This is a genomic window from Rhodococcus sp. NPDC019647 (assembly GCF_044389235.1).
GTDB lineage: Bacteria > Actinomycetota > Actinomycetes > Mycobacteriales > Mycobacteriaceae > Rhodococcus_F > Rhodococcus_F oxybenzonivorans.
On the sequence record NZ_JBIRXS010000009.1, the window covers coordinates 84,700 to 104,866 of the forward strand.

At 67.1% G+C, this 20,167-nt stretch carries 19 protein-coding genes and 2 pseudogenes; 7 read left to right on the forward strand and 14 right to left on the reverse strand.

The features are described from left to right. Window positions 1–55: 55 nt before the first annotated feature. The 5 genes from ACH49N_RS18610 to ACH49N_RS18630 form a co-directional block, all read right to left on the reverse strand. Complete coding sequence (locus tag ACH49N_RS18610; protein WP_201453564.1) at window positions 56–208, reverse strand: hypothetical protein; 153 nt, start codon at window positions 206–208, stop codon at window positions 56–58. A gap of 13 nt (window positions 209–221) precedes the next feature. Next, window positions 222–836 carry an imidazoleglycerol-phosphate dehydratase HisB gene (hisB, locus tag ACH49N_RS18615; RefSeq protein WP_109329368.1) on the reverse strand — a complete coding sequence of 205 codons (615 nt, stop codon included), beginning with the start codon at window positions 834–836 and terminating at the stop codon, window positions 222–224. Then, the gene (locus ACH49N_RS18620) at window positions 833–1,975 is read right to left on the reverse strand and encodes a histidinol-phosphate transaminase (RefSeq protein ID WP_213572370.1); all 1,143 of its coding nucleotides are present in this window, start codon (window positions 1,973–1,975) and stop codon (window positions 833–835) included. Before ACH49N_RS18620 ends, hisB begins: the two co-directional genes overlap by 4 nt. Then, window positions 1,972–3,294 (reverse strand): histidinol dehydrogenase, encoded by a 1,323-nt coding sequence (gene hisD / locus ACH49N_RS18625; RefSeq protein WP_358273882.1) that lies wholly within the window; start codon window positions 3,292–3,294, stop codon window positions 1,972–1,974. Before hisD ends, ACH49N_RS18620 begins: the two co-directional genes overlap by 4 nt. Before the next feature lie 557 nt (window positions 3,295–3,851). Beyond that, a complete protein-coding gene (locus tag ACH49N_RS18630; protein WP_358273881.1) occupies window positions 3,852–5,795 on the reverse strand; it encodes an acyl-CoA dehydrogenase family protein in 1,944 nt (647 codons plus the stop codon). An 88-nt stretch (window positions 5,796–5,883) separates the two neighbouring features. Between ACH49N_RS18630 and ACH49N_RS18635 the strand changes: the two genes are divergently transcribed. Next, entirely contained in the window at window positions 5,884–7,161 is a 1,278-nt protein-coding gene (locus ACH49N_RS18635; protein WP_358273880.1) for a family 1 glycosylhydrolase, read from the forward strand. Between the two features lie 49 nt (window positions 7,162–7,210). Here ACH49N_RS18635 and nadC read toward each other — a convergent pair whose 3' ends face one another. From nadC to nadA, 3 genes are read right to left on the reverse strand one after another with little or no spacing between them, the layout of a single operon-like run. Next, window positions 7,211–8,080 carry a carboxylating nicotinate-nucleotide diphosphorylase gene (gene nadC, locus ACH49N_RS18640; RefSeq protein WP_250774302.1) on the reverse strand — a complete coding sequence of 290 codons (870 nt, stop codon included), beginning with the start codon at window positions 8,078–8,080 and terminating at the stop codon, window positions 7,211–7,213. Next, the gene (locus ACH49N_RS18645; RefSeq protein ID WP_250774301.1) at window positions 8,080–9,648 is read right to left on the reverse strand and encodes an L-aspartate oxidase; all 1,569 of its coding nucleotides are present in this window, start codon (window positions 9,646–9,648) and stop codon (window positions 8,080–8,082) included. Before ACH49N_RS18645 ends, nadC begins: the two co-directional genes overlap by 1 nt. Then, complete coding sequence (gene nadA / locus ACH49N_RS18650; RefSeq protein ID WP_358273879.1) at window positions 9,645–10,682, reverse strand: quinolinate synthase NadA; 1,038 nt, start codon at window positions 10,680–10,682, stop codon at window positions 9,645–9,647. Before nadA ends, ACH49N_RS18645 begins: the two co-directional genes overlap by 4 nt. A gap of 76 nt (window positions 10,683–10,758) precedes the next feature. Here nadA and ACH49N_RS18655 point away from each other — a divergent pair, with 76 nt between their 5' ends. Next, a complete protein-coding gene (locus ACH49N_RS18655; RefSeq protein WP_358273877.1) occupies window positions 10,759–11,493 on the forward strand; it encodes an NUDIX domain-containing protein in 735 nt (244 codons plus the stop codon). 84 nt (window positions 11,494–11,577) lie between these two features. On the opposite strand, the pseudogene ACH49N_RS18660 reads toward ACH49N_RS18655, so the two are convergent. Then, window positions 11,578–11,670 (reverse strand): annotated as a pseudogene (locus ACH49N_RS18660) (TetR/AcrR family transcriptional regulator); the annotation flags it as partial. Between ACH49N_RS18660 and ACH49N_RS18665 the strand changes: the two are divergent. Beyond that, window positions 11,664–12,081 (forward strand): annotated as a pseudogene (locus ACH49N_RS18665) (SDR family NAD(P)-dependent oxidoreductase); the annotation flags it as partial. The pseudogenes ACH49N_RS18660 and ACH49N_RS18665 sit on opposite strands and share 7 nt — an antisense overlap. Here ACH49N_RS18665 and ACH49N_RS18670 read toward each other — a convergent pair. The 3 genes from ACH49N_RS18670 to bioB are packed head-to-tail and all read right to left on the reverse strand — an operon-like array spanning window position 12,071 to window position 13,909. Further along, entirely contained in the window at window positions 12,071–12,628 is a 558-nt protein-coding gene (locus tag ACH49N_RS18670) for a DUF2567 domain-containing protein (protein WP_159921799.1), read from the reverse strand. The pseudogene ACH49N_RS18665 and the gene ACH49N_RS18670 overlap by 11 nt on opposite strands. Window positions 12,629–12,638: 10 nt before the next feature. Next, on the reverse strand, window positions 12,639–12,896 hold the full coding sequence (locus tag ACH49N_RS18675) for a hypothetical protein (protein WP_358273875.1): 258 nt from the start codon (window positions 12,894–12,896) through the stop codon (window positions 12,639–12,641). Next, window positions 12,896–13,909, reverse strand: coding sequence for a biotin synthase BioB (gene bioB / locus ACH49N_RS18680; RefSeq protein ID WP_109329346.1), 1,014 nt, complete (start codon window positions 13,907–13,909; stop codon window positions 12,896–12,898). The genes ACH49N_RS18675 and bioB overlap by 1 nt, the downstream gene beginning before the upstream one ends. Window positions 13,910–14,053: 144 nt before the next feature. Here bioB and ACH49N_RS18685 point away from each other — a divergent pair, with 144 nt between their 5' ends. The 4 genes from ACH49N_RS18685 (at window position 14,054) to ACH49N_RS18700 (ending at window position 17,400) form a co-directional block, all read left to right on the forward strand. After that, a complete protein-coding gene (locus ACH49N_RS18685) occupies window positions 14,054–14,683 on the forward strand; it encodes a TetR/AcrR family transcriptional regulator C-terminal domain-containing protein (protein ID WP_358273873.1) in 630 nt (209 codons plus the stop codon). Window positions 14,684–14,777: 94 nt separating this feature from the next. Then, window positions 14,778–15,905 carry a lipase family protein gene (locus ACH49N_RS18690; RefSeq protein ID WP_358273871.1) on the forward strand — a complete coding sequence of 376 codons (1,128 nt, stop codon included), beginning with the start codon at window positions 14,778–14,780 and terminating at the stop codon, window positions 15,903–15,905. A 95-nt stretch (window positions 15,906–16,000) separates the two neighbouring features. After that, window positions 16,001–16,732, forward strand: a complete 732-nt coding sequence (locus ACH49N_RS18695; RefSeq protein WP_358273869.1) for a GntR family transcriptional regulator — start codon at window positions 16,001–16,003, stop codon at window positions 16,730–16,732. Beyond that, the gene (locus ACH49N_RS18700) at window positions 16,729–17,400 is read left to right on the forward strand and encodes a sterol desaturase family protein (RefSeq protein ID WP_358273868.1); all 672 of its coding nucleotides are present in this window, start codon (window positions 16,729–16,731) and stop codon (window positions 17,398–17,400) included. The genes ACH49N_RS18695 and ACH49N_RS18700 overlap by 4 nt, the downstream gene beginning before the upstream one ends. Window positions 17,401–17,461: 61 nt before the next feature. On the opposite strand, the gene ACH49N_RS18705 is transcribed toward ACH49N_RS18700, so the two are convergent. Beyond that, on the reverse strand, window positions 17,462–18,211 hold the full coding sequence (locus ACH49N_RS18705) for a succinate dehydrogenase/fumarate reductase iron-sulfur subunit (RefSeq protein ID WP_109329337.1): 750 nt from the start codon (window positions 18,209–18,211) through the stop codon (window positions 17,462–17,464). A 1-nt stretch (window position 18,212) separates the two neighbouring features. Next, complete coding sequence (locus ACH49N_RS18710) at window positions 18,213–20,144, reverse strand: fumarate reductase/succinate dehydrogenase flavoprotein subunit (protein WP_358273866.1); 1,932 nt, start codon at window positions 20,142–20,144, stop codon at window positions 18,213–18,215. Window positions 20,145–20,167: the final 23 nt, after the last annotated feature.

The following is a 20,167-nucleotide window of genomic DNA, read 5'->3' on the forward strand; positions in this document are numbered from 1 at the left end:
GCGAGCAGACCAGGAGTGCGTAGCAACCGGGGTCCGGTCACGGAGGCGACAGGCACTACAGCAGCCTGACGACGCCCGCCACTGCCGCCAGCACAGCCAGTGCCAGCAGCACACCCGAGGCCAGTTTGTTGAACTTCCACATCGAGTACGCGCCGCCCGCCGCTATTCCGGCGGCGATGAACAGCACGTACACCAGCACGACGCTCACGAAGGCGAGCCGATCACAGGCTGCCCTTGGTCGACGGCACCCCGGACACCCGGGGATCGGGTTCGACGGCCTCCCGCAGGGCGCGGGCGACGGCCTTGAACTCGGCCTCGGTGATGTGATGCTGGTCGCGGCCGTAGAGCACCCGCACGTGCAGGGCGATCCGGGCGTTGAGTGCGATCGACTCGAACACGTGCCGATTGATTACGGTCGCGTAGGGAACTCCGGGATAACCGCCGATGACGGCATGCAACAGGTGTTCCGGTTCGCCGGTGTGGACGCAGTACGGCCGCCCCGACACGTCGACCGACGCGTGGGCGAGCGTCTCGTCCATGGGAATGAACGCGTCACCGAACCGCCGGATGCCCTTCTTGTCGCCGAGCGCCTGACCCAGGGCCTGGCCGAGCACGATCGACGTGTCCTCCACCGTGTGGTGCGCCTCGATCTCGACGTCACCTTGCGCCTGAACACTGAGGTCGAAACTCGCGTGGGAGCCGAGCGCGGTCAGCATGTGATCGAAGAACGGGACACCCGTGGAGATGTCGACGATGCCGGTTCCGTCGAGGTTCAGTTCGACGGTGATGCTGGATTCCTTGGTGGTGCGCTCCACCTTGGCGATGCGGTCGGTCATCCTCGGTCTCCTGAGGTCGTGAGTTCGGTGGCGGCGATCGCGTCGCTCGCCACGATGAAGGCGTCGTTCTCGGAGGCCAGTCCGACGGTGGCACGGAGGTATCCGGGGATCCCGACGTCCCGGATGAGCACTCCGCGGTCGAGGTAGGCCTGCCAGGCGTGGGCGCTGTCGGTGAACTCACCGAACAGGATGAAGTTGGCGTCGCTGGGAATGACACGGAACCCCGTGTCCTCCAATGCCTTCGACACCCGCACCCGCTCCGTGGCGAGCGCGTGCACGCTGCCGAGTGTCTCGTTCGCGTGCCGCAGCGCCGCGCGGGCGGCGGCCTGGGTGACCACCGACAGGTGATACGGCAACCGGACCAGGAGCAGCGCCTCGATGAAGGCCGGTGCGGCGGCGAGGTATCCGAGCCGGCCGCCGGCGAACGCGAACGCCTTGCTCATCGTCCGCGACACGACGATCTTCGACGGGTACTCGTCGATCAATGTCAGGGCGCTGGGGGCGTCGGAGAATTCGGCGTATGCCTCGTCGACGATCACGACGCCCGGCGCGGCGTCGAGGACCCGGCGCAGTTCCGCGATGCCGACGCTGTGCCCCGTCGGGTTGTTGGGGCTGGTGACGAACACGACGTCGGGACGGCGTGCCCGAATCGCCTCCACCGCAGCGTCGACGTCGAGGGCGAAATCGGCGCGGCGGAAGATCGGCAACCAGTCCGTCTGCGTTCCGTCCGCGATGATCGGGTGCATCGAGTACGACGGCACGAATCCCATCGCGCTACGCCCAGGACCTCCGAAGGCCTGCAGCAGCTGCTGCAGGATCTCGTTCGAGCCGTTTGCCGCCCAGACGTTGTCGACCGTGACCGGCACACCCGTCTGGCCGGCGAGGTAGGCGGCGAGATCGGTGCGCAACGCCACCGCGTCGCGGTCCGGGTAACGGTGCAGTTCCCGCGCCGCCTCCCGCACGGATTCCGCGACGTCGTCGACGAGCGCCTGCGTGGGCGGGTGCGGGTTCTCGTTGGTGTTCAGCTGCACCGGCACGGCGAGCTGCGGCGCGCCGTACGCCGACTTGCCGCGCAGACTTTCCCGGATCGGCAGCGCGTCCACGCCGATGGACGAACCCGGCACGTTCGCCGCGGTCACTTCAAGGCCTCGAAACGCAGCCGGACAGCCTCACCGTGCGCGGGCAGGTCCTCGGCGTTGGCGAGGGTGATGACGTGGCCGGAGACCTCCTTCAGCGCGGATTCCGAGTAGTCGACCACATGTATGCCCCGCAGGAACGTCTGCACGCTCAGACCCGAGGAGTGCCGGGCGCAGCCCGCGGTGGGCAGGACATGGTTCGATCCGGCGCAGTAGTCGCCGAGGCTGACCGGCGCCCACGGCCCGACGAACACCGCACCCGCGCTGGTCACCTTCGCGGCAACGGCAGTGGCGTTCTCGGTCTGGATCTCGAGGTGCTCGGCGGCGTAGGCGTTGACCACCCGCAGTCCCGCCTCGACATCGGAGACCAGGACGGTGCCCGACTGCGTGCCGGACAGCGCGGCAGTGACGCGCTCCTTGTGCTTGGTGATCTCCAGTTGCGCGACCAGCGCCGTGTCGACGGCGTCGGCGAGCTCGGTGCTCGTGGTGACGAGCACGCTCGCCGCCATCACGTCGTGCTCGGCCTGGCTGATCATGTCTGCCGCAACCTGCACCGGGTCTGCCGTATGGTCGGCAAGGATCGCGATCTCGGTGGGTCCGGCCTCGGCGTCGATGCCGACGAGACCACGGCACAGGCGCTTGGCCGCCGTGACGTAGATGTTGCCGGGACCGGTGATCAGGTCGACGGGGGCGAGTTCGGCGCCGTTCGTGTCGGTGCCGCCGTAGGTGAGCAGGGCGACGGCCTGCCCGCCGCCGACGGCCCAGACCTCGTCGACGCCCAGCAACGCCGCCGCCGCGAGGATGGTCGGGTGCGGGAGCCCGCCGAACTCCGCCTGGGGCGGCGAGGCCACCACGAGAGAGCGCACACCGGCGGCCTGCGCCGGCACGACGTTCATGACGACACTGGACGGGTAGACGGCGTTGCCGCCGGGCACGTAGAGGCCGACCCGGTCGACGGGCACCCACCGCTCGGTGACGGTGCCGCCGGGGACTACCTGGGTAGTGGTGTCCTTGCGGCGCTGGTCGGCGTGCACCTTGCGGGTGCGTTCGATCGCGACTTCGAGAGCGGCCCGGACTGCGGGATCGAGTTCGGCCAGCGCACGGTCGAGTTCTGCCTGCGGGACACGTATCTGCGCAGGCCGGACGCCGTCGAACTGCTCGCTGAAGTCGAGGGCGGCAGCGGCGCCACGCTCACGCACGGCGTCGACCACGGGGCGAACCTGATGCAGCACCGCGTCCACATCCACTCCACCTCGAGGAAGTGCGGCACGAAGTTCGGCCGTGGAAGGGGTACGACCACGAAGGTCGGTGCGGGCGAGCATGAGAGGTCCTCTCTGCGACTGGCGGGACACGGTGTCACTGACACGCAGGTCACGGATGAGCCGGCAGGTCACTGACGAGCTGGCTGTCCTACGGAGAACAGGGCTCTGCACCGATTATCCAGGATAGGCGTACCGCGTTTTCACCGGTCGGTGGCTGCCGTGGCGGGCCGGGCTTGCAGATCCCGCTCGCCCGGTCGATGGAGATCGCGCGCAGAGAATTTCTCGGGCCGGCAGCACACCGAACTTCGAATCGGCGGGCCTGCCGCGCGAGTTCGTCATCGGTGCCCCCCGGCGAGTCGTATCCCGGAATGCCCAGTCTCGACCCGACGGGATACGGCCCGCACCTCCACGTTAAACCACCCCCGGACGGACCTCAATGGCCCAGTTCGACGGCCGTTTCGTCCATAGGCGGAAGACACTGCCGACCGTGGGTCGCACGACAAGGCCGACCGTGAAGACGGCAAGAGTCGACCTCAGTTCCACCCGTTACGCAAAGTCGGGGCACCCCCGGGTCGGAGTCGTGGCAGCCCGGGGGTCAGCGTCGTGGCATGCTCCGGTCAGAGACGGGTCGATTCGACGAACCTCCTGGCGAGATTCTCTTCGGTGGACGCGCCGGGCGTCCATTCGGTGATCCACGGACCGGTGCCCTCGCTGGGGTCGACCACTCCCCGTTCGAGCCATGCATACCGTCCTTCGAGAAGAGACTGCGCGACCTGCCGATCGACGTCGTCGGTGTTGTGCCACAACCCGTCGAACAGTTTCTCCACACGGAGTGCGGCCTGCCGGCAGAACACGTCGGCGAGTTCGTAGGCCGCGGCTCCCTCGGCCTCGTTCTCCTCGCGCTGCATCTCCGCCTTGACACAGCTGGCGGACATCGCGAACAGTTCTGCGCCGATGTCCACCACCCGGCCGAGGAATCCCTGCTGCTTCTCGAGCGCCGCCTGCCAGCGGGCCATGCCGTAGAACGTGGAGCGGGCCAGTTTGCGGGAATGCCGCTCGACGAAGCGCAGATGTTTGGCCAGAATGCCGAAGTCGCCGTATGCCATCGGCATTTGTCCCTTGCCGGCGACGAGCTGCGGCAACCACTTCGCGTAGAAGCCACTCGCCTTGGCCGCCGCCCGGGCCTTCGCGCCGGTGTCGGCGTGGGGGTCGGCGAGATCGCCTGCCGCCGTGAGATGGGCGTCGACGGCCTCGCGCGCGACGAGCAGACGCATGATCTCGCTCGAGCCCTCGAAGATCCTGTTGATGCGCAGATCTCGGTCGAGTTGCTCAGCGGGAACTGCCCGTTCTCCTCGGGCCGCCAGCGACGCCGCAGTCTCGTATCCCCGACCGCCGCGCACCTGGATGAGCTCGTCGGACAGAACGCAGGCCATTTCGGACGACCACAGCTTCGCGAGCGCCGCCTCGATCCGGATGTCGTTGCGGCCCTCGTCGTTCATCTGTGCCGACAGGTCCACCACGGCTTCGAGGGCGTAGGTGGTGGCGGCCATGAATGACAGCTTGTTGGCGACGGCCGCGTGCTCACCGACCGGCTTGCCCCACTGCACCCGGACACCGGACCATTCCCTGGCGATCTTCAGCGACCATTTTCCGGCGCCGGCGCACATTGCGGGTATCGCGAGCCGGCCGGCGTTCAGTGTGGTGAGCGCGATCTTGAGTCCGTCGCCTTCCCGCCCGATGAGATTTTCCTTGGGAACGCGAACCTTGTACATGCGGGTCACGCCATTCTCGATCCCGCGTAGCCCCATGAAGGCATTGCGCCGTTCCACGGTGATGCCCGGGGTGTCGGCCTCGACGACGAACGCCGAGATCCCGCCGCGGTGACCCTCACTCTTCGGAACCCGTGCCATGACGACGAGCAGTTCCGCGACGACGCCGTTGGTCGTCCACAACTTCACGCCGTCCAATTCGTAGGCCGCTCCGCCTTCGATGGGAGTAGCCGACGACGCCAGCCTGGCCGGGTCGGAACCGACGTCCGGTTCGGTGAGGAGAAACGCGGAGATGGCACCTCGGGCACACCGCGGCAGGAACTCGGCTTTCTGCTCGGGTGTGCCGGCGAGCTTGAGCGGTTCCGGTACCCCGATCGACTGGTGCGCCGACAGGAGTGCGCCGAGGCTCGGGTGCACCGACGCGACCAGCATCAACGCCCGGTTGTACGCGACCTGGGAAAGCCCGAGTCCGCCGTACTCCTCGGAGATCTTCAGCCCGAAACATCCCAGGTCGGCGAGGCCACGAACGTACTCGTCCGGGATTCGCGACTGGGATTCGATGACACTGCCGTCCATCTCCTCGCAGTGGGCGCGGAGACGAGTCAGGAATTCGTCGGCTTTGGCAGCGTCCTCGGCCGCGGGCCGGGGAAATGGGTGAACCAGATCCAGCCGGAACCGTCCCAGAAACAGTTCCTTCGCGAATGAGGGTTTGTCCCAACCGGATTCCCTCGCCTCCTCCGCTACAGCTCGTGCTTCTTCCTCGGTGACCTTCGGAGCTGATGTGTCGACCATGACGCGCCTCCTACTGGCGGGTAGTCCTACTGACGAGTATCCCCCAAATCGACGGAGTCGACACAGCATTTCGGTTACTCTTCGGCCGATGCGGACTCCGTCGACTCTCCTGGGCGCCGGCGCGCTTCTCCTGTGCTTCGTGACGCCCCCGGCCACATCGGGCGCCGAACCGCTACCGGACGAGTTCCTCTGGGGCGTCGCCACTTCCGGCTTCCAATCGGAGGGTTCGTCGCCCGACAGCAACTGGGCGCGCTACGCGGCGTCGGGCAGGACCGACGATGCAATCGGCGACTCGGTCGACTTCCGTCACCGCTACCGCGAGGACATCGCCCGCGCGGCAGATCTCGGTGTCGACGTGTTCCGCTTCGGCATCGAATGGGCGCGGGTACAGCCGTCGCCCGGCTCCTGGGACGACACCGAACTCCGGTACTACGACGACGTCGTCCGGGAGATCACCGGCCGAGGGATGACACCGATGATCACCCTCGACCACTGGGTGTATCCGGGCTGGGTCGCAGACAAGGGTGGGTGGACGAATCAGGCGACGGTCGACCACTGGCTCGCGTACGCCCGCAGGGTCGTTCCCCGCTACTCCGGGTCGGGCGCTCTCTGGATCACCATCAACGAACCGACCGTGTATCTGCAGAAGGAACTGACGTTCGGCGGCGTCACCGCCGCTCAGGGTCCCCAGATGCTCGACCGCCTGGTCGAGGTGCACCGGCGCGCGTACGACCTGATTCACGAGTACGACCCGGACGCCCGCGTGAGCAGCAATCTCTCCTACATCCCGGCCGCCACCGACGCCGTGGATGCAATCTTCGTGGACCGGGTTCGCGAGAAGCTCGACTTCCTCGGTGTCGACTACTACTACGGACTCGCTCTCGACAACGTCACCGCCGTCAACGCAATCACCGACGACTTCTACCGCATCGATCCGCAACCGGACGGCATCTACTCCGCGCTGATGCGCTACACCCGCAAGTTCCCCGGACTGCCGTTGTACGTCGTGGAGAACGGTATGCCGACCGACAACGGCCAACCGCGACCGGACGGGTACACCCGTTCGGATCACCTCCGCGACCACATCTACTGGATGGAACGGGCCCGACAGGACGGAGCACCGGTCATCGGCTACAACTACTGGTCGATCACCGACAACTACGAGTGGGGAACGTACCGGCCCCGGTTCGGCCTCTACACCGTCGACGCGCTCACCGATCCGACCCTCACCCGCCGCCCCACGGATGCGGTCGCGACCTACCGCGACATCATCGTGGCAGGGCTGCCGGACAGCTACGTCCCGGCACGGAAACCGGGATTCTGTTCACTGGTAGATCTGCCCACCAGCTGCATCGACCCGCCCTGACCCGTGAGTACTTCTTCACCGCCCGCGGTGAACAAGTACTCACGGGGCGTTACATGTCGAGCCCGAGATCCAGCACCGTCACGGAGTGGGTGAGAGCCCCGACCGCGAGATAGTCGACGCCCGTACCGGCGTAGTCCGCCGCTACGTCGAGCGTGAGACCTCCGGAGGACTCCAGCTTGGTGCCCGGCGCCTTCGCGTCGCGGCGCTGCACGGCGATCTGCGTCTGCCACAGCGGGAAGTTGTCGAGGAGGACGAGTTCGACATTTTCGGCCAGTACCTCGTCGAGCTGCTCGAGGCTGTCGACCTCGACCTCACACTCGATGTCCGGGGCCGCCGCACGCACCGCCCGCAGCGCCGCCACCACCGAACCTGCTGCGGCGACGTGGTTGTCCTTGATCAGCGCCGCGTCCCCGAGCCCCATCCGGTGATTGACGCCACCCCCGACGCGGACCGCGTATTTCTGCAGCGAACGCAACCCAGGCAGCGTCTTGCGGCTGTCCCTGATCCGCGCCCCGGTTCCCTCGACCGCGTCCACCCACGCCGCCGTCGCGGTCGCGATGCCCGAGAGGTGGCACACCAGATTCAGCATGGTCCGCTCGGCAGTGAGCAGCGCTCGCGTAGGGGCGGACACGCTCAGGACCGGTTGCCCGGGGCTCACACGGGTGCCGTCGGCAACGCGCTCGAGCACCTGGTAGCTACCCTCACCGATCACCTCGTCGAGCACCAGAAGGCCCACCTCGAGACCAGCCACGGTGCCGTGCGCGCGGGACACGACCGACGCCTTGGCCACCGCGTCCGCCGGAACCGTCGACGTCGACGTCACGTCCGGGCCGTACCGCAGGTCCTCGTCGAGCGCGAGTCGCACGAGTGCCCGCACCTCGTCCGCGTCGAGACCGTTTGGAAGGACATGGCCGGACATCACAGCACTCCTGTCAGTTGGGGTTCGAGCAGTTCGAGTTCGCCGTCCCGGGAGCGGATGTGCGTGCTCCGCCGCCACTGTTCGCTGGACTCCGGATAGTCGCTGCGGGTGTGGCAGCCCCGGCTCTCGGTTCGCGCACCTGCAGCGAGCACCAGGGCAGAGGCCGTAGTGGTCAGCGCGGCGTCCTCGAGTTCGGTCGGGCCGTCGGGAAGACTTCGGGGTGCGTCGGCGAGCGCAACCGCCGCCGACGCGAGGCCCGCTCCGTCGCGGACCACAGAGGCGTGCGCGGTCATCACCTGCTGCACCAGTTCACGAGACGCGTACGACAGTCCGGGCCGGACCGTGTCCGTCACCTCCACGCGCAGACCGGCACGCTCGGCCGCCGCGACGCCGACACGTTCACCGACCACGAGACCCTCGAGCAGACTGTTCGACGCCAACCTGTTGGCTCCGTGCAGCCCGGTGCGCGCCACTTCACCGGCGGCGTAGAGGCCCGGCACCTCGGTACGTCCGGAGACGTCGGTGACCACGCCGCCGCACGAGTAGTGCGCAGCCGGTGCCACCGGAATCAGGTGCTCGCGGGGATCGATCCCGGCTTGCAGGCAAGACGCCGTCACCGTTGGGAAACGCTCGGCGAACCCCGGCAGGTGCCGGGCGTCGAGATAGACGTGGTCGTGCCCCAGTTCCCGCAGCCGGGAGGCGATCGCCCGGGAGACGACGTCTCGGGGAGCGAGATCACCGCGGGCATGGACGCCCTCGGTCACCGAATCGCCGTTCGCATCGACGAGCAGTGCCCCCTCCCCTCGAACGGCCTCACTGATGAGCGGACGCCGCCCGAGGCCGCCCGGGGTGAACAGGACGGTCGGGTGGAACTGCACGAATTCGAGGTCAGCCACCGCTGCGCCCGCATCCAACGCGAGTGCGATGCCGTCCGCGGTCGCGCCGGGCGGGTTGGTGCTGCACGCGTACAGCTGACCGAGTCCGCCCGTTGCCAGGACGACTGCGGGCGTGTGGATCACGCCGAGGCCATTCGGTGCATCGACGAGCAGACCCGTGACCCCGCGCACATCGGTGAGGACCCGCACCGCGGACGCGCCGAAGAGCACGGGCAGACCCGCGGCGCCCAGTGCCCGTTGCACCTCGGCCCCCGTGGCGTCGCCGCCGGCGTGGATGATCCTGCGGGTGCTGTGCCCACCCTCACGGGTGCGGGAGACGACGCCGTCGCGTCCACGATCGAACACCGCACCGAGGTCGGTGAGGGCGGCGACCGCATCGCGACCACCGGCCACGATCGACCGCACGGCGTCTTCGTCACAGAGACCGACTCCGGCCTCGCAGGTGTCCGCCACATGTGAGGCCACCGAGTCGGTGAGCGCATCGCCCACCACCGCGATCCCACCCTGCGCATACTGCGTCGCCGTGTCCGTGGGACCGCCCTTGCTGACGGTGAGGACCCTCAGCCCCCGCAGGGAGGCGGTGCGGGCGGCCGTCAGTCCGGCCACCCCACCGCCCACCACGACCAGGTCGGCATGCTCTTCCCAGGAGATCCCCCGGGCCGGGCTGCTCACTCGCCGCCGCCAGGGTTTCCGATCTCGATCATGCGCTGCACCGACTTACGGGCACGCTCGGCAGTCTCGAGATCGACGTGAACCTCGTCCTTGCCTTCGAGCAGGCACCGGAGGAGCGCCGCGGGGGTGATCATCTTCATGTACGGGCAGGAAGCGCGGTCGTTGACAGCCTGGAAGTCGACGTCCGGCGCCGCCTTGCGCAGCTGGTGCAGCATCCCGACCTCGGTCGCGACGAGAACCTGCTTGGCGCCGGTCGCTCGTGCGGCGTCGAGCATGCCACCCGTCGACAGGATCTTCACCTTGTCCTCGGGGACGAACCCTTCTCCCGCCAGGTACAGAGCCGAGGTGGCGCAGCCGCACTCCGGGTGGACGAACAGCTCGGCGCCGGGGTGCGCCTTCGCCTGGGCGGTGAGTTCGTCGCCGTTGATGCCGGCGTGGACGTGGCATTCGCCCGCCCAAATCTGCATGTTCTTGCGCCCGGTGACGCGCTTGACGTGTGCGCCGAGGAACTGGTCGGGCAGGAAGAGCACCTCACGGTCCGGGTCGATCGACGCCACCACGTCGACGGCGTTGGACGACGTGCAGCAGATGTCCGTCAGTCCCTTGACCTCGGCGGTGGTGTTGACGTACGAGACGACCACGGCGTCCGGGAATTCGGCCTTCCATTCCCGCAACTGTTCGGCGTTGATCGAGTCCGCAAGCGAGCACCCCGCGCGCTCGTCGGGGATCAGCACGGTCTTGGCCGGGCTGAGTATCTTCGCCGTCTCGGCCATGAAGTGCACACCGCAGAACACGATGGTGTCCTCGGGCGCCTCCGCCGCGATGCGCGAGAGCGCGAGGGAGTCACCCACGTGGTCGGCGACGTCCTGGATGGCGGGCAACTGGTAGTTGTGCGCCAGCAGGGTTGCCCCCCGCTCACGCGCCAGCCGTTTGATGTCGGCAGCCCACTCCTCGCTCGCCTCGACACCCCCGTAACCGCCGGGACCGTCCTGAATCTGCGGGTGCGTTCCCGCCCACAACGTGCTGGTCGTCATGGCTGCTCCTTCACCGTGGCCTCGGGCGGGCTGGCCCGAATTCCTAAATCGAGGTTTTCGACTTAGGATCGAAAACATGCCCCATAGTAACACCAGGCACGAAGTGCTCACCGCGGTGTTCCAGGTTCGCCACTTCGCCGAACGTATCTGCGCAGGTCAGCCCGGTGATGCGCGTCACGCGACGGGCGCGGGCGAACTCGCCGTGTTGTTGTGGCAACGCGCCCTCGACCCCCAGGCGGGCGCCTGGTCGCTTCCGGGCGGCCTGCTGGGCGAAGACGAAGACCTCACCACCTCCGCCCGACGGCAACTCGCCGAGAAGGTGGACGTGCGAGAGGTGTCACACCTCGAGCAGCTGTCGGTGTTCAGCGATCCACATCGCGTCCCCGGGCCGCGCACCATCGCCTCGACCTTCCTCGGGCTCGTTCCCCTCCCCGCCGATCCGACCCTCCCTCCGGACACTGCGTGGCATCCGGTCTCGGAATTACCCGAGATGGCGTTCGACCACGGCACCGTCGTGCAGCATGCGCGTACACGCCTGGCCGCCAAGCTCTCCTACACCAACATCGCGTTCGGGCTGGCGCCCGGCGAATTCTCCATGTCAACGCTGCGCGAAATCTACTGTGCGGCACTCGGTTACCAGGTGGACGCCACCAATCTGCAACGCGTCCTCGGGCGGCGCGGGGTCCTGACGCCCACCGGTAACACCGCGCCGTCGGGCCGCACCGGGGGACGCCCCGCCGCGCTCTACCGGTTCACCGACGCCACTTTGCGGGTCACCGACGAATTCGCGGCGCTTCGACCACCGGCCTGACCCGCTTGCAATCAGGGACCCACGACGTCACCGCGAGTCGGCGTCGGTCCTCGGTCCGAGCCCCCGCCAGAACGTGTCCGATGCGTCGACGCCGTCCTGCTCGAGCGTGCTCTCGGCGCGCGCGAGCAGCACCTGGCGAAGACTCCCGTGGTGATAGGGCTGTTCGGCGACGGACATGCCGCAAGCTCGTGAACGTAGCGAGCACCGCCGCGTTCCAGCCGACTCCCGGCATGGCCGTGTACGGCGCGACCAAGGCGTTCGTTATGAGTTTCACGGAGGCATTGTGGGCAGAGGCCCGAGGCACGGGCCTCACCGTGCTCGCCGTCTGCCCGGGCCCCACCCGCACCGAATTCTTCGACGTCGTCGGTTCGGAGGACGGCCGCCGTCGGCCGCATGCAGACCGCGGATCAGGTGGTAACGACAGCACTGCGCGCGCTGGATCGGCGCAGCACACCACCGAGCGTCGTATCTGGGCTGATGAACTGGGTGTCGTCGGTCAGCACCCGGTTCGCGACTCGCCGCATCGGCGCTCTCGCCAGTGGGCGTCTCCTCGGGGACGTCCGGATGCGAATCGCGGTCATGAAGTAAGTGTCGCGTCGCGCTCGTCCCATTCGTCGAGCTCGACCGGGGAATCGCTGATTCCGAGGTCGTCGAATGGGTTGAGCGCGGCGAGTACCAACGTGACGACGCAGGCAGCCAGCGGCTGGAACACCAGCACGAGCAGCGTCCCGATCCCCGGTGCCGTCGCGACGATCGTTCCGGGCGTCGACACGTCGTCGCCGGGGAACCGCAGTGCAGCGACGCCGAGTCCGGCGAGTGCCATGACACCCGCTCCGACGATGTTGCCGGCGAGGACAGCCGCGACAGCTACCGGACCACGACTCCGCCGCGCCGTCCACGCCGCAACCGCGGCGAGGATGCCCACGACCAGCCCCGCGCACGCGAACATGCCGATCGCATCGAACCGGTGCACACTCTCACCCGTCAGCGTCACGCCGCGGTCGGGCGCAACGACCAACAGGTGTTCTGCCGGCGCGAGCACTCCCCATATCGCCCCCACGAGTGCACTTGCCACGACCGTTCCGCAGACGATTCCGGCGGCAGATCGAAGCCTGATGCGCGGGAAGTTGGTCACACCGACGACGCTACCGCCGGGCGAGCCCGATCGAGTCGAACACACCGTGGCGTGAGCATTTTGCCCACCAGCCGTCGGGACTGATCTGTACGACCATGCGCCGACCGCACGACTCGCAGAAGCGCGGCGGTTCGAGCCCGAGCTGCGCCGCGGTCGGGACACTGTCCTCGACTCCGGGAACGACTCGGCGGCCCGTATACGGATTGTACCGCTCCTCTACAGCGCGCTCGTCAGGCACACTGCCCGGTGAAACGTCGGTGCCGGTCATCACAAGGTGTCGTTCAGTGCCTTGATCGGCATCTGCAGGTCGACGAGCAGGTCGAGGTCCTGTTCCGCGGGCCGTCCGAGCGTCGTCAGGTAGTTGCCGACGATCACGGCGTTGATTCCGCCGAGGATGCCCTGTTTTGCGCCGAGGTCGCCGAGGGTGATTTCACGACCACCGGCGAAGCGGAGGATGGTGCGCGGTAGCGCGAGCCGGAAGGCGGCCACCGACTTGAGCGCCTCGCTCGCGGGCAGCACCTCGAGGTCGCCGAACGGCGTGCCCGGACGGGGGTTGAGGAAGTTCAGCGGAACCTCGTCGGGTTCGAGTTCGGCCAGATTCGCGGCGAACTCCGCGCGCTGCTCGAGGCTCTCGCCCATCCCGAGGATGCCGCCGCAGCACACCTCCATACCCGCCTCACGAACCATCCGCAGCGTGTTCCACCGCTCCTCCCACGAGTGGGTGGTCACCACATTCGGGAAGTGCGACTTCGCCGTCTCGAGATTGTGGTTGTACCGGTGCACACCCATGGCGGCCAGCTGGTCGACCTGCTCCTGGGTGAGCATGCCGAGCGAGCAGGCGATCTGGATGTCGACCTCGTTGCGGATGGCCTCGATACCGGCCGCCACCTGGGCGAGCAGCCGTTCGTCGGGTCCACGGACCGCGGCGACGATGCAGAACTCGGTGGCGCCGGACTTGGCGGTCTGCTTGGCAGCCTCCACCAGCGAGGGGATGTCGAGCCAGGCGGCTCGCACTGGCGACTGGAACAGGCCGGACTGCGAGCAGAAGTGGCAGTCCTCGGGGCAGCCGCCGGTCTTGAGGCTGATGATTCCCTCCACCTCGACCTCGGGACCGCACCATGTCATCCGCACGTCGTGCGCCAGCGCGAGCAGTTCCTCGAGACGTTCGTCCGGCAGTTGCAGGACCTCGAGTACCTGGCTCTGCGTGAGCCCTTCCCCGCGTTCGAGAACCTGGTCACGCGCCAGGGCGAGAATGTCTGTCTGTACCGGGGCCGACGTCACACGTATCTCCTGAAGAGCGGGCCGATCACGCGTCGTGGATCGACATGAGCAAGAATTGAACACCGTACAAGTTGAACGGCGTTCAGGTTAGATCGGTGATGGAATACTGTCAAAGCAAGGACCGAATACCTGAGGAGAACAGCAGTGCAATTGCGACGCGGCGACGTACTCGACGGCGCACTGGCCATCCTCGACGAATTCGGCCTCGCCGACCTCACGATGCGGAGGCTCGCGACCGCCCTCGGCGTCCAGCCCGGCGCCCTGTACTGGCACTTTCCCAACAAGCAGACGCTCCTCGGCGCTCTCGCTGACAAGATCCTCGAAGACGTCGACGCGCCCACCACGGTTACTGGCTGGAACGAGGAGTTCACCGAGCTGGCCCACCGCCTGCGTGGTGCCCTGCTGTCGCACCGTGACGGTGCCGAGCTCGTCTCCGCGACCTACGCCTCGCGGATGACCAACTCCCGCGTGCGGGAAACGTTCGCCGCCGTCGGGCTGCGATCCGGACTTTCCCGCGAGCACGCCGAGCTGGCGTCGTACTCGCTCCTCTACTACGTCCTCGGACACACGGTCGACGAGCAGTCGCGCGCGCAGATGGAATCCGTCGGCGCCCTCACCCGCGCTGCGCTCTCCCCCGACGCACCGGCATCGGAGATCGGCGCCTACGACGACGACCTCCTCGACGGTGATCCCGCGGTCCGATTCGACTTCGGACTCTCGCTGTTCGTCGACGGCATCCGTGCACGGCTGAAAGACCCCGCGCAGCACTCCTGAACGGGCACACTGAGTGGGCACACTCGTATCGATACTGAGTGGGCACACTCACATCCGAGACCGAGTGGCTGCCCGGTCAGGCCAGGGGGTGACGATGAGGTGGACAGTCGGCCGCCGTGCCGGAATTGTTGTCGCGACGGTACTGGCCTTCTCCCTTTTCGCCGGTCCGGCTCCGAGCCCGTCGCAACCCGTCGGCGCACCGGGTGACGTGGTCGCGTCCTCGTCGGTCCCGCAGCAGATGTGGCCGCCGGGTGCCGCCACGGGTTCATTCTTGACCTACTGGACGACGGGGCCGTTGGACCGGCCCGCGCTCAGTACCGGCGCAACGTTTCTGCCCCCAGGCGGACCGCCGCCTGGCGGGTGGCCCGTGGTGTCGTGGGCGCACGGAACGGTCGGGCTGGCCGACGCGTGCGCTCCCACCGCCACCGGGAACTTCGGCGGGCAATATGTCGAGCATTGGCTCCGCGAGGGATATGCCGTGGTGGCCACCGACTACGTGGGCCTCGGCACACCCGGTGTCCATCCCTATCTGGACGGTCCGACCGAGGCGCACAGCGTGATCGACATGGTGCGCGCCGCTCGCAGCGTGACGCCGTCACTGTCGAACCGCTGGCTTGCGCTCGGACAGTCTCAGGGCGGACACGCAGCGCTGGTCGCCGCTTCGATGGCGACCAGATATGCGCCCGAACTCGACTTTCGGGGCACGGTCGCAACCGGGGCGCCGTCGAACCTCGAACAGCTGGCACCTCTGGTGGGTCCGAATTTCCCACCGCTTCCCCTCACCGGGAGCACCGTGTTCGTCGCGTATGCCCTGGCCGGACTGCGGGCATCTCGCCCCGACCTCGACGTCGACAGTTACCTCAGCCCCCTCGGCGTCTCCGCGCTCGACCGCCTCGAGGAACTCTGTTACCAAGACGCAGCGCCGCAGCTACAGGGCGTCACCATCGGACAACTGATGTCCCGAAACCTCGACGACCCTGCCATCCTCGACGCGATTCGGGGCACCCTTGGAGTTCCCGTCCGTGGATACGACCGGCCACTCTTCATCGGCCAGGGACTGCTCGACGACATCGTCCCCGCAGCGTTCAGCTGGAAGTTGACCGCCGACCTTGCCGCCAACGGGCAAACTTTCGTCTACCGCACCTACCCGACCGGGCATCTGCAGACCATGCCGGCGTCCCTGCCCGACACCACGCCGTTCGTCCGGCAGGCCTTCTCGTAGCTGCAGACCACGCCAGCGGCACCGTGCTCGTGCGCCCTTCTCCGCACTGGTCTTACCACTTGACCTCTTACCTATGCCCACTCTATCGTGACTGCATGATGTTCGAGCCGATCGCGCGGAAGTCCGCATCCACCGAGGTTTTCGACCAGATCACCGCACGCGTGTTGGGCGGGGATCTCGCCGCGGGCGAATCGCTGCCCAGCGAGCGGCGACTCGCCGAGGCGTTCGGTGTGTCCCGGCCGGCCGTGCGCGAAGCGATCCAGAAGCTCGCCCAGGCCGGCCTCGTCGAAGTTCGTCAGGGCGATGCGACGTCGGTGCGCGACTTTCGGCACCACGGTGGGCCCGAATTGCTGTCGCAGCTGCTGATCCGGAACGGACAACCCGAGTGGCCGGTCGTGCGGAGCGTCCTCGAGGCACGCCGGATGATCGGCACGCAGGTGGCCCGACTCGCCGCGAGCAGGGCCACACCTGACGCGGCGGTCGCAGTGCAGAACGCGGCCGAGACCCTGGCAGCGGCGAGCGACCCTGTCTCGCAACAGGTGCACGCCCTCACATTCTGGGAGAGGGTGGTCGACGCGGCCGATTCGATCGCCTTCCGGCTCATCTTCAACAGCCTGCGCAACGCCTATGAGCCGACCATGACGGCCATGGCCGGCGTCATGGTTGCCGAGGTCGGGAGATCCGACCTCTATCACGCTCTCGCCGAAGCCGTCGCCGCGCACGACGAGGACGGCGCCACCGGTGTCGCCGCCACCCTTCTCGACCTCGGGACCGCTGCGGTGACCACCGCCATCGACCAACTCCAACAACAGGAGCAGCACTCATGACGACACATTCTTCGGCAGATCGCCGCCGACGTCGGTCACTCACCCTGCGTGACGCTGCCGATCAATTCCGGCGCCACCCGTCCCCGTGGATGGTCGGCGGCATGCTGGCGGTCGCTGTCGCGGCACGACTGGCGGTGGGCGACTGGCACCTGAGCGATGCCGTCCTGCCGGTGGTGATGCTGGCGCTCTTCCCATTCGCCGAATGGGTCATTCACGTCTGCATCCTGCACTGGAAGCCCCGCAAAGTCCTGGGCCTGACCGTCGACTCGCTGCTTGCCCGTAAGCATCGCGAGCACCACGTCGATCCCCGGGACGTGCCCTTGGTCTTCATCCCCTGGCAGACCCTGACGTGGCTCATTCCGGTTCTCGCCGGTCTGTCCGTGCTCACTTTCCCGCGCCTCGGCCTGGGGCTGACGTTCCTCGTCACACTGAGCGCCCTGGGCGTGGTGTACGAATGGACGCACTATCTGATCCACAGCGATTACAAGCCGAAATCCCGGTTCTATCGGGCGATCTGGCGCAGCCACCGGCACCATCACTACAAGAACGAGCACTACTGGTTCACGGTGACCACCACCGGAACGGCGGACCGCCTACTCGGCACCGCGCCCGACCCCGAGTCGGTGGAGAAGTCGCCGACCGCTCGCAGCCTCCACACCGTGCCCTGACGCCCCTGTGAGTACTTGTCAACCTCGGGATGTTAATAAGTACTCACGGGCGCCGGAGGCGCTAGCCCCGGCGAAAGAGCTTGTTACCCAACCACACCAGCGGGTCGTATCGATGATCGACCACCCGTTCCTTCATCGGGATGATGGCGTTGTCCGTGATTTTGATTCCCTCGGGACACACCTCGGTGCAGCACTTGGTGATGTTGCACAGACCGAGACCGAACTCGTCCTGCGACGCGTTGCGGCGGTCAGCAGTATCGAGTGGGTGCATTTCGAGTTCCGCGACGCGAATGAAGTATCGCGGACCCGAGAACGCCGCCTTGTTGTCCTCGTGATCGCGCACGACGTGGCAGGTGTTCTGGCAGAGAAAGCACTCGATGCACTTACGGAATTCCTGAGACCGTTCCACGTCGATCTGCTTCATCCGGTACTCGCCCGGCGCCAGTCCGGGAGGCGGGGTGAACGACGGAACTTCTCGTGCCTTCAGGTAGTTGTACGACACGTCGGTGACGAGGTCGCGGATCACCGGAAAGGTCCGCAGCGGCGTTACCGTCACCACCTCGTCCTGGGTGAAGGTGGACATCCTCGTCATGCAGAGCAGCCGGGGGCGACCGTTCACCTCGGCCGAACACGACCCGCACTTACCTGCCTTGCAGTTCCACCGGACAGCCAGATCGGGTGCCTGCGTGGCCTGAAGCCGGTGGATGATGTCGAGGACCACCTCGCCCTCGTTGACGGGAATCGAGTAGTCCTGCAGGGCGCCCCCGTCGACGTCACCGCGCCAGACCCGGAACTGTGCGTCGTACCCCATGTCAGGCCTTTCTCCCGGGATGCCCGGCGAGTTCCGCGTCGGTGTAGTACTTGGCGAGTTCGTCGGCCTCGAAGAGCTCCAGCAGGTCTGATCGCATCGGCTCCTGCTGCTCCCGCGTGACAACCACATCGGGGATCACGGCATCCGGATGGGATGCCATGTCGCCGTCCACACTGCAGACGAGCAGGGTGTTGCGCCATTGCGCATCCATGGCGGGGTGGTCGTCCCGGGTGTGCCCACCGCGACTTTCGGTGCGGGTCAATGCCGCCCGCGCCACGCACTCGCTGACGAGGACCATGTTGCGCAGGTCGACGGCAAGGTGCCATCCGGGATTGAACTGACGGTGCCCTTCCACGACGACGGCACCGATCCGGCTCTTGATATCGGCGAGCTTGTCGAGTGCGCGCTCGATTTCGTCGGCCTTGCGAATGATGCCCACGAGGTCGTTCATGTTCTGTTGCAACTCGGTGTGCAGGGTATACGGATTCTCGACCGCTTCCCCCTCCTGCCCGGAGTCGAATGGCGACAGCAACATTCGTGCGGCCGCATCGACGGCTTCGTCCGACACGGTCGGCCGGTCCGTCAGCGAAGACACGTACGTCGCGGCGCCCAGCCCGGCGCGACGTCCGAAGACGAGGAGGTCGGAAAGCGAATTTCCGCCGAGCCGATTGGACCCGTGCATTCCGCCCGAGCACTCCCCCGCCGCGAAGAGACCCGGAACACTGGCCGCGCCGCTGTCGGGGTCGACCTCGATGCCTCCCATGACGTAGTGGCAGGTGGGGCCGACTTCCATCTGTTCCTTGGTGATGTCGACGTCCGCGAGTTCCTTGAACTGGTGGTACATAGACGGGAGCCGGCGCACGATCTCGTCGGCGGGCATCCGGGAGGCGATGTCGAGATACACGCCGCCGTGCGGTGTCTGCCGCCCGGCTTTGACTTCTGAATTGATTGCTCGCGCGACCTCGTCGCGGGGCAGCAGATCGGGGGTACGGCGATTGTTGTCGGAGTCCTTGTACCAGCCGTCGGCCTCCTCCTCCGTCTCCGCGTATTGGCCCTTGAAGACCGGGGGAATGTAGCTGAACATGAACCGTTCACCCTCGGCGTTCTTGAGGACCCCGCCGTCGCCGCGCACGCCCTCGGTGACGAGGATGCCTTTGACACTCGGCGGCCACACCATGCCGGTCGGGTGGAACTGGACGAATTCCATGTTGATGAGGTTGGCCCCCGCACGCAGTGCGAGAGCGTGTCCGTCGCCGGTGTACTCCCAGGAGTTGGAGGTGACCTTGAACGACTTCCCGATCCCCCCTGTCGCCATCACCACGGCAGGAGCCTCGAAGAGGATGAATCGGCCGCTTTCCCGCCAATACCCGAACGCACCCGAGATGCGGTCGCCATCCTTGACCAGTTCCGAGATGGTGCATTCGGCAAATATCTTGACCCGCGCCTCGTAGTCGCCGGTGGCGGCGAAATCTTCCTGCTGCAGCGACACGATCTTCTGTTGCATCGTCCGGATCAGTTCGAGACCGGTGCGGTCACCGACGTGCGCCAGCCGCGGATACGTGTGACCCCCGAAGTTGCGCTGGCTGATCCGCCCGTCCGGGGTGCGGTCGAACAACGCCCCATAGGTCTCGAGTTCCCAGACTCGGTCGGGCGCCTCACGCGCATGCAGTTCGGCCATCCGCCAGTTGTTGAGGAACTTCCCCCCACGCATCGTGTCCTGGAAGTGGGTCTGCCAGGTGTCCTTGTCGTTCGCGTTGCCCATCGCGGCCGCGCAGCCACCCTCCGCCATCACGGTGTGCGCCTTGCCGAACAGCGATTTACAGACGACGGCGACGGACAGGCCTTGCTCGCGTGCCTCGATGACCGCTCGCAGTCCGGCGCCACCCGCACCGATCACCACGACGTCGTACCGGTGCCGTTCGACTTCCGTCATTCCACTCCCCTCCTGTTCGGCGG